7 protein-coding genes are annotated in these 9,007 nt (G+C 60.5%); 3 read left to right on the top strand and 4 right to left on the bottom strand.

Annotation, left to right across the window (positions count from 1 at the left end):
- Positions 1–130 precede the first annotated feature (130 nt).
- Positions 131–1,018 carry an endonuclease domain-containing protein gene (locus tag QP802_RS10985; protein ID WP_284818862.1) on the bottom strand — a complete coding sequence of 296 codons (888 nt, stop codon included), beginning with the start codon at positions 1,016–1,018 and terminating at the stop codon, positions 131–133.
- A gap of 171 nt (positions 1,019–1,189) precedes the next feature.
- On the opposite strand from QP802_RS10985, the gene QP802_RS10980 reads away from it, so the two are divergent.
- Complete coding sequence (locus QP802_RS10980) at positions 1,190–2,593, top strand: hypothetical protein (protein ID WP_256008384.1); 1,404 nt, start codon at positions 1,190–1,192, stop codon at positions 2,591–2,593.
- 289 nt (positions 2,594–2,882) lie between these two features.
- Here the strand turns inward: QP802_RS10980 and QP802_RS10975 are convergent, their stop codons facing one another.
- The 3 genes from QP802_RS10975 to QP802_RS10965 all read right to left on the bottom strand — a co-directional run bounded on the left by QP802_RS10975 (position 2,883) and on the right by QP802_RS10965 (position 6,541).
- Positions 2,883–3,539 (bottom strand): rhomboid family intramembrane serine protease, encoded by a 657-nt coding sequence (locus QP802_RS10975; protein WP_070975480.1) that lies wholly within the window; start codon positions 3,537–3,539, stop codon positions 2,883–2,885.
- 99 nt (positions 3,540–3,638) lie between these two features.
- Entirely contained in the window at positions 3,639–4,805 is a 1,167-nt protein-coding gene (locus QP802_RS10970) for an ATP-binding protein (RefSeq protein ID WP_284818859.1), read from the bottom strand.
- 503 nt (positions 4,806–5,308) lie between these two features.
- Positions 5,309–6,541, bottom strand: a complete 1,233-nt coding sequence (locus QP802_RS10965; RefSeq protein WP_284818857.1) for an MFS transporter — start codon at positions 6,539–6,541, stop codon at positions 5,309–5,311.
- Positions 6,542–7,212: 671 nt separating this feature from the next.
- On the opposite strand from QP802_RS10965, the gene QP802_RS10960 reads away from it, so the two are divergent.
- Together QP802_RS10960 and QP802_RS10955 are read left to right on the top strand one after the other, a co-directional pair.
- A complete protein-coding gene (locus tag QP802_RS10960; RefSeq protein ID WP_256005891.1) occupies positions 7,213–7,509 on the top strand; it encodes a hypothetical protein in 297 nt (98 codons plus the stop codon).
- Between the two features lie 71 nt (positions 7,510–7,580).
- Positions 7,581–9,007: type I restriction-modification system subunit M (locus QP802_RS10955; RefSeq protein ID WP_284818855.1), on the top strand; the 1,427-nt coding region annotated here is incomplete at its 3' end.

The raw sequence follows: 9,007 nt of genomic DNA, 5'->3' as shown, positions 1-9,007 counted from the left end.
GGACGGTGTCGGGGAACTTTGCGGGCATCGGAATACCTTCCAGCCCTCAACACTCCAACGAAATGTCCGCGCTCCCCATTTCGGGGATTACTACCATCCTGTTACTACCATTTGGGTTTTGACGTGCGTTTTAGCGGGCCGCGCCGGCTTTTGCGCGGGCCCGTTCCAGCTCGATTCGGGCGAGGATCTCGTCCATGCGGTGAAGCACATCCGTGAAGCCGTACCGTAGAACGGTGTATCCCTGGTTGGTTAGCTCGCGTTCGCGTTTGCGCTCCTGCAGGAGGCTGCGGCGGGGGTCGGAGGCGTGTTTGGTGTCGCCGTCGAGTTCGAGGATGACGGAGTCGTCGAAAAGGAAGTCGACGCGGTAGCGCTGCACCTGTGCCTGGAACTTCCAGCCGGTGACGCCGCGGAGAAGGAACTCGGCGCGGGCGAGGGACTCCATGGGGGAATCGGCGTTGTAGACCGCGGCGCGCGCGGCGTCGCGCGCCACGCCGCAGTTGCGGACGCGGCCCATGCGCTCGATGTGCAGCAGGATGTCGCTGCGCTCCACGTGCGCGATGGAGAGCAGCCAATCCATGGCGATGAGGCCTTCCTGAAACCCGTGGTAGCGGGCGATATCGATCGCGGTGCGAATGGGCGTGGACAGGCGGATGTCGTATGCGGTGGTGACCTCGGCGGCGCTTAAGGCGGAGGTGCGGTAGCGGACGTCGGGCTCGACGAGGTGTTTTGCGGGGCCGCGGCGGCTGGGCGTCGTTACTTCTTGGATTTCTTCGCTGAGGCTGATGACCCACATGCCGTGGATGCGGGCGGCGGTCCTGCCTACGAGGCAGCCTTTGGTCATGGCGCGGGCGGTGGCATAAGCGCGCACGAGGTGCCGCTGCCAGGCATTGAGTTGCCCCCAGGTGCGCGACGGGATGCATTGCGTCCGGTTGAGGCGTCGGTACTCGGGGCTGTGCAGACGGTGACGGAGCGTGCGCGTGTCCACGATGGATGCGAAAAGTTCAGTGTTTTCCAACATGAGGTTTAGACGCACAGGAAAGCCGCCAGGTTCCCCACAGGTGTTCGGTAGCGGGGTGGCACGGGGGTGGATTGTTGAACAATCCGCGCACAGAAGGTGTACACATAGGAACAGGGCTAGAAAGGCCCTGACCTGCTATTTTACTATTGTCACCTTATGAAAGGTATAGTCATGCGGTTTATTCGTTCCATGACGGGCGTTGTAGCGGCCTTGGCATTAGCTGCCGGTACGCTGACCCCAGCCACGGCTCAGACGCTTGAGGAGTCGTACCCCGAAACCCCAGCGACCAATGATGCGCTGCCGATCATCCACACCTACAGGGGATCGGACCACTTGAAGGCGAACGTGCTCAACCCGCGCCCGGTGTGCAACTCCACTGAGGACTACCGCACCATCGTGTACAAGGTGAAGGACAACTTCCTGCCGGTCGGCACGATTTCGACGACCAACCTGACCAAGAACACCATCCCGCTGACGCAGGACCTGGCGCGCACGCAGACGATTTCGGCGTCGGTCAACGGGTCGAAGACTGAGACGATCAACATTGGTGGGTCGGGCTCGAAGGATGGGCTGCAGGGCAACATCGGCTACTCGCTGGCGAAGATGCTGGGCTGGTCGGTGTCGGGAAGCTTGAGCTGGAACGTCGGCCAGAAGATCGGGCCGTACGAGGTTCCGGCGGGCAACACGGGCGAGGCGACGTACGGCTTCCGCACCGTCACCATGACGGGCACGCAGCAGCGCTGCCGCCCGAACGGCACGTGGGCGACGCCGACGGCGTGGGTCGCGAACATGCCGATCAAGAACGAGGTTCGTGTGAAGAACTACTCCACACCTGCAGGTTCGTGGGCACCGAACCGCGGCGCGCAGGTCACTGACACGGTAGAGAACCCGAACCCGGCGTACAACGAGGACGTGCAGAAGATCACCGAGGGTGAGAATCTTGACGACGTCACCACCATCGACGACAACGATGAAGCCAATGTGACCAACGTGGAAATCGACGGCGAGACCGCCGCGGTGATCACGGATGAGGAGTCGGATGAGGCGACGTCGGAGGAGAACACTGAGGTCGAAGAGGTCGTCGATAATGCGGAGGCGCCTACGCTCGACCTGGTGCCATACTTCACGACGAGCTCCTGGAAAGCTTCCGGCTTTGCTGGGTCCGTGGCGCTGCGTGTGAAGAACGTGGGCACCGAGCGCTACTGGGCGGAGTTCCCGGCGCTGACGTTCCGCGTTGAGGTGCGTACCGAGTCCGGCCCGAAGGGTGTGGACCGCCTGATCACAACGACTGGCGCGAACGGCTCGCACATCCGCGACCTCGGCTACAACGCCAAGAAGGGCGCGCGCATCTTCGAGGTGACGCTGTCCAACCCGGTCAACGCCGGTGACGACATGCTGCTCGGCGCGTTCAGCTTCGGCGACGGCAAGACCAAGGAAGGCCGCCTGCACAACTACATGACAGTCACCCAGACCAGCCGCCTGGCCGGCGACGTCTCCCAGTGGAACGACCAGAACGTCGACTCCCGCGACGTGACCGTGTCCGACTTCGGCCGCTGGCTGAAGGGCACCTTCTAGGGAGCATTTTTGTGTAATTCGTAGTGCCAAGTTATCCACAGGTTGTGGATGGTTCTGTGGAGAGGACCGTTATCCACACCTGTGGATAACTCTGTGCACAACCTATTCGCACATCGAGCGCCTGGCGTAATGAGCTGCAATGATGCCCATTCGCCAGGCGTTTTTTCTTGTGAATCGCTGACATGTTCTAGCGATGTTCTAGAAATTACACGGTTGTGTTTATCCACAATGTGGACAACTCTGTGGAGTTCTCCACCGGTGTACAAACTTGGGGATAACGTGTGAAAAACTAGGCAACACCAATCACAAACGCCACAGCAGCCACAGCTGCTACGGCCGCAAGAGCGGACGCGAGCCACCTGACGCGCTTCTTCACCGACGTCACAGGCCAGCCCGCCAACAAGCCCACCACCAAACCGCCAAGGTGCCCCCACAGACTGATACCCGGGGACAGCACCGAGTAAGCAAGATTCGCGCCGACCAGGGCCAACGGCGCCCGGACGTTGACCTTCTGGCGCATCGACAACGCGAGCAACACGCCCATCAGCATGTAGAGGGCGCCGGACGCGCCGGCCGTGGGCACGTCGTAGTTCCACTCCAACACGGATGCCGACGACCCCAACACACCCGCCGCGTACAGCAGCGAATACGGCCCAGTACCCAGGCGACGCTCCAGCTGCGGGCCCAACAACGCCAACGTGATCATGTTCACGGCCACGTGGGAGATATCCACATGCAGAAAGCCGGCCAGGAGGGTGCGGAAGGTGGCGGAGGGGGCGTCGATAAATGGGCCGAAGAGCACCATGTTCTCGGCGAGGCTGGAGCCCCACACCACGTTGCTGATCGAATGCGACTGGAGCGCCGTAATCACGAAAACGCCCAGGCAGACGACGGTGATCAGCGCGGTTGCGGGCGCGCCGCGGAAGAGAGAGCGAACGAATTGCATACGGCTTACGGTACGGGGCGGCCTGGGCGTATTGCGAAATATCCGGTGAGATGTGCCCGTATCTGATTTTTCGCATCTGGGCACATCTTTGTGGATATTTCAGGATAGGCGCTTGATATAGTCCGCCATTCCAGGGACCGTGAACTGCACAACACCGTGGTCAGGGGCAAAAATGAGACCCTTCTCAATCAGGTGCTTCCGGTTACTACTCAACGAATTCACCGAAACGTCAAGCGAATCCGCAATGTCCTTCGTGGGAACCTGCTTCGCAGAATGCGCAGCCATCGCTTGCAAATAGCGCTTCTCACCAGGCGTCGCACGCTCCCAACGGCTCGGGAAGAACCCGGCGTCAAGGGCCGCATTGCCCTCCGCCACGGCAAGTTGCGCATCGCCTTCAGTAAACGGCGAAGCAGGAGCGACGTTCCAGATCGCCTTCCCGTACTCCTGAAGGAAATAGGGGTAATTCAGAGCGGCGTCCACAAGATTCCGCAACGCTGCTGATGTAAACAGCACCCCTTGCCTGGTAGCCGGATCCTCAAGTGCGGCCGCCGCCGCGCTATCTGACAATGGACCAATCTTGCGGTACTCGAACAGACGCTCCGCGTACGACTGAGATTCCGCCAGCTTCTGAGGCAACGTAGGTAGGCCCGCCCCGAACACATAAAACGGCAAACCACGCTGGCCCGCCTGGTGCTGCGCGGTAATCACCGCCGACATCAATTCCGCATCAAGGTCCTGCATCTCGTCAATAAAAAACGCAATCGCCTTCCCGTCCTTCTGCGCGGACTCTGCGACACTCAGCACAAGTTCCTCGAGATCCATCCCGATATCACCAGAGTCAGAAATACCCGCCTGAGCAGGTACCTCCAGCGCGACGTCAATACCACCGACATGCCAAGCAAACGAAGAAATCGCTGGAAGTGCGTCCTTGAAATGCTGCCACCGCTTACGCAACGACACCTTCCGCGCACTCAACGCCAGTTCACGGGCCAACCGCTTCCGGACCCGCTGCGCACCAGCACGATCAGCGCTTGCCTCAAGCTGCACCGTCAACCAATCTGCATTCTCGGCACGCGACGCGAGTTCATTCAGCAACACCGTTTTGCCCACCCCACGCAAACCACTCAGGATAACGCCGCGATTGTGCAATCCGCTGCGGGTCCTTGTGATGATCGCCTCGACAAGCTCGAGCTCCGCTTCGCGCCCTGTCAGCGCAGGTGGTCGCAGTCCCGCACCTGGCGAATACGGGTTCAGTGTTTGGTCCATGGGTTCACAATAATCGAAAATGTGTGAAATATCCGGCTAGATGTGCCCAGATGTCCCCGTATCTGATTTTTCGCATCTGGGCACATCTTTATGGATATTTCAGGATAGACGGGTGTGCTGGGGCTGGGGGTTGGGGGCTGGGGCCGTGCTGCTTGCTGAAATCCGTTCCGGTCGAGGTGTTCAAGGAGTGCGACGCTGGTCGCCAAAAATCGGCCAGGGTGGGTGGAAATGTGCGACCTGCATCGCACGCTTTGAAGCGCACGCTACGAGCAGGTGTGAGGTGCGCCGGAGCTGATTACCGTCCTGGTTGATCATGAATGGCGCTGTGGAGATAGCACGCTGCTTGCTGAAATCCGTTCCGGTCGAGGTGTTCAAGGAGTGCGACGCTGGTCGCCAAAAATCGGCCGGGGTGGGTCGAAATGCGCGACCAGCATCGCACGCTTCGAAGCGCACGCTACGAGCAGATTTGAGGGCCGGAGGCGGCAGAGAGCCGGGGCAGCCGCCTACCAGGTCGGGCCGGGCAGGTGGGCGCGCCAGCCGAGGACCACGTTGATCAGACAGCACAGGGCAAGCACGGTGCCGATCACAAAGAGCGTGGTGAAGCCGACGACGGGCGCGGCGGCGCTGAAGACCATCGGGATGAAGAAGCCGGTGTAGGACACGGAGTAGTAGACGGCGGTCAGGCCGGCGAGTTCGTCGGCGTTGGCGATGCGTTGGACCTCGGAAAGTCCGGCGACCAGGGCCAGGCCGTAACCGGCGCCCATGATGGCGGCGGCTGCAACGCCGATTGGCAGCGACAGCGACCGGGACGCTTCGGCGGCGAGGATGCAGCCGACGGTGATCACGGCCATCGCGACGGCGGACGCGCGGGCGGACCTACTCGTATCGATGACACGGCCGAGCATCTGGACGCCGACGCCGCAGCCGAGGGTCACGACCGTCATGAAGCCGGAAAACGCGATGGGCATATCGTGCGCCGAGCTGGACAGCAGCTGCGGCAGCAGGGCGTACGCGGCGCCGGCGCACCCGAATACCCACGGCGCGACCGGTACGACGATGCGCACGAAGCGACGGTGCGCGGCGGATGGGATGTGCAGCATTTCGAGCATGTCGCGAACCCGCAGCTCAAGGAAGGTTTCCTTCACGGTGCCCCGGCGCGGCGGGCGGGTTTCCGGGGTGTCCAGGAGCCAGTAGGCGGTGCCGAGGGTAAGCAGGATGTGCAGCACGTACGCGGTGTGCGTGGGCCACGGGCCCCACTGCGCCAGCACGGAGGCGAGCGCCGCGCCGATCAGGAAGCCGACGGTCAGGCACATCGACGCCTTGCGCGGCCCCGACGCCGGGTCCCCGCCCGCTTTAATAATCAGCTCCGAGACCCACGTGGACCCCACCGCCATCACGATGCCCAGGGCGAGCCCGCACAGGATGCGGCCCGTCGCGATCACCAGTGGCTCGTTCGGGGCGATGGACAGCAGGAAGGACCCCACGAGCGAAAGTGGTGCGGCTGGGAGCATGGTGGGGCGTCGTCCAATGTGGTCGGACAGCGGACCGCTGATCAGCAGCGCCGGGATGATGCCCAGGACGTAAGCGGCGAGCAGCCCATTGACGGTGACCTGCGAAAAGTGCGAGGTTTCGCGGTACATCACGAGCAGCGGGGTGAACTCGTTGCCGCCCCATGCGACAGCAACCATGCTGCCTGCGACGGGGAACCATGCGCGCGGATGAAATTGTTGAGTCATAATCAGTTCTTCACGTTGTCCGATTGGTAGCACGAATATATTGCTCCTCGGATGAGGTATGACCAAATCGCGCCCCGCTAGGGGTCCAACTTTTCGACGACGGCTCTGCCCTATCTTCTGAAAATCTGGAAAAGCAGAACTTAGGCGCTGCTCGATACGCACCTATCTTATAGAAATCGCGGTTTTTAAAAGATAGCTCCGCCTCGGGAGGCCGCTATCTTCTGTTCCGCGTGGCTATTCAATTACAGGCGTGCTGAAGTCCCAGGTAGACGGAATTTGGGACGCTTTTGATCCAGTGTCATTTCGAACCCGATCACGATGATCGGGCAGCTTGGGAACCATTTCAAGCCGACGCACGTGCGACCTGGGGAAATGTCAGTGGTAAGTGGGGGTTTTGGGGCTCAGCTGTGAAAAAGTTCCCCGTTTCAAACGTGAGCTGCACCAAATTCTCTCACGCGTGCTCGCCGACCTGGGCTTTTACAAATCGAACTGCTCAAAAACGGAAATTTGGTGCAACCCCCAAAGGCGCCCTTCACCAAAAGCCCTGGTCGGAAGTTAGTTGTATGGTTCTAGGGTCGCTCGTGGGCGTCAGAACCGCTTGAGGACTTCCTCGACCGCCGACGGAAGGTGCCACACGAACCGCAGGCGCTATCTACCGCTACTTTGGGGGCATGATTAAAAAGAAGTTGACCACGCTCATTTTCGGAAACGTCGTGTTGGAATCAACCCTCACAGCATGTTACGTGCGCGTGTATTCAGATGATAAGCGCTCTTTTTCTATGAGCACGAACCCTCCAGTCGAGCTGAAAGTGCCTCTTGATGAGCTGAAAAAGAACGCCTCAAGGGAACAAAAGAATGCAATCGCTACCCACATTTTCGACGAGACCAGACACTTGTTGGACGCTGACTATCCAGGAGGCGCCGATGCTGCGGCTCAGGAATTATTTGAATGGTTGTGTGAGGTTTAGAAGATGAGTCTCATCGGATAGTCCGTGATGGCATCTCGCTACCTGCCCATCGCGGTTGTTAGAATGACGCCATGATTACAGGCGCACTAAAGTCCCAGGTAGACCGCATTTGGGACGCTTTTTGGTCCGGCGGCATCTCCAACCCGATCACCGTCATCGAGCAATTCACCTACCTGCTGTTCATGCGCCAGCTCGACGAACGCCAAGCACAGGCCGAGTTCCTCGCCAACACACTGGGCGGCGAGCCCGATGACACCCAAATATTTTACGACGCCACCCACGACCACCTGCGCTTTTCCAAGTTGTTGGCCGTCGATTCGCCCGAGGCGCGCTTCGCCGCGTTCCGCGAGGGGTTTGACTACATCAAACAACTCGGCGCCGCACGTGACAGCGGGTTTGTCACGCATATGAAGGATGCGGCGTTCCTGATCCCGAACCCGGCAACACTGACAACGGTGGCGACGATGATCGCGAAGCTGGAGTTCTCGAATAAGGACATGACGGGCGACTTGTACGAGTACATGTTGTCCAAGCTGGCCACCGCCGGCACGAACGGACAGTTCAGGACACCGAGCCACATCATCGAACTGATCGTGGCACTGACCGAGCCGAAGGTCACCGACCGACTTATCGACCCAGCCTGCGGCACCGCAGGTTTCCTCGCCGCCACCAGCGAATACCTGCGCGACGACTTCAAGGACGCCACCAAACTGCAGCGCGAGCAGTACCTCGCCTGCGGCCTGACCGGATTCGATTTCGATTCCACCATGGTGCGCATCGCCGCGATGAACATGGTCATGCACGGCTTTAGCGACCCGAACATTTCCTACCTCGACTCCCTGCAGGAACTGGCGCCAGAGCGGCTTGAGGCGTTCGATGTGCTGCTGGCGAACCCGCCGTTTGCGGGCTCGATTAATCAGGACATTTTGGATCCGGAGTTGGCGTCGATAAAGACGAAGAAAACAGAACTACTGTTCATCGCGAGGTTTTTGACCTTGCTGAAGCTGGGCGGCAGGGCGGCTGTCGTTGTGCCGGAGGGTGTGCTGTTCGGCTCGACGCGCGCGCACAAGACGCTGCGCAAAGAGCTTGTGGACAACCAGAAAATCGACGGCATCATCAAACTGCCCTCCGGCGCGTTTAAGCCGTACACCGGGGTGTCCACCGCCATCGTGTGCTTCACCCGCACCGACTCACCGGGCCAAAATGAGCGCATCTGGTTCTACGACATCACCGCCGACGGGCGCTCCCTCGACGACAAGCGCAGCCCACTGCTCGCCGAGGAACTGCTCGGCCCCTGGCCCGCTACTCCACTTGACGACGCCCAGCTGCGCCTGAATAACCTGCCCGACGTGGTGGCCCGCTTCCACAACCAGGCCGCCGAACAAGACCGGGCGCGTACCGAAGCGTCCTTCACCGTGCCTGTCGACGAGATCCGCGAGGCGGACTACGACTTGTCGATGAACCGGTACAAAGAAATCGTCTTCGAAACCGAGGAAAC

The sequence above is a fragment of the Corynebacterium sp. UMB10119B genome, assembly GCF_030228125.1.
In the GTDB taxonomy this organism is placed as follows: Bacteria; Actinomycetota; Actinomycetes; order Mycobacteriales; family Mycobacteriaceae; genus Corynebacterium; species Corynebacterium pseudogenitalium.
Note: the sequence above shows the minus strand (reverse complement) of the source record. Positions and strands in the feature narration are given on the sequence as shown.

Coding starts and splice junctions, on each gene's coding strand:
- QP802_RS10985 (WP_284818862.1), bottom strand. CDS start 1,018: ATGTTGGAAAACACTGAACTTTTCGCATCCATCGTGGACACGCGCACG.
- QP802_RS10980 (WP_256008384.1), top strand. CDS start 1,190: ATGCGGTTTATTCGTTCCATGACGGGCGTTGTAGCGGCCTTGGCATTA.
- QP802_RS10975 (WP_070975480.1), bottom strand. CDS start 3,539: ATGCAATTCGTTCGCTCTCTCTTCCGCGGCGCGCCCGCAACCGCGCTG.
- QP802_RS10970 (WP_284818859.1), bottom strand. CDS start 4,805: ATGGACCAAACACTGAACCCGTATTCGCCAGGTGCGGGACTGCGACCA.
- QP802_RS10965 (WP_284818857.1), bottom strand. CDS start 6,541: ATGACTCAACAATTTCATCCGCGCGCATGGTTCCCCGTCGCAGGCAGC.
- QP802_RS10960 (WP_256005891.1), top strand. CDS start 7,213: ATGATTAAAAAGAAGTTGACCACGCTCATTTTCGGAAACGTCGTGTTG.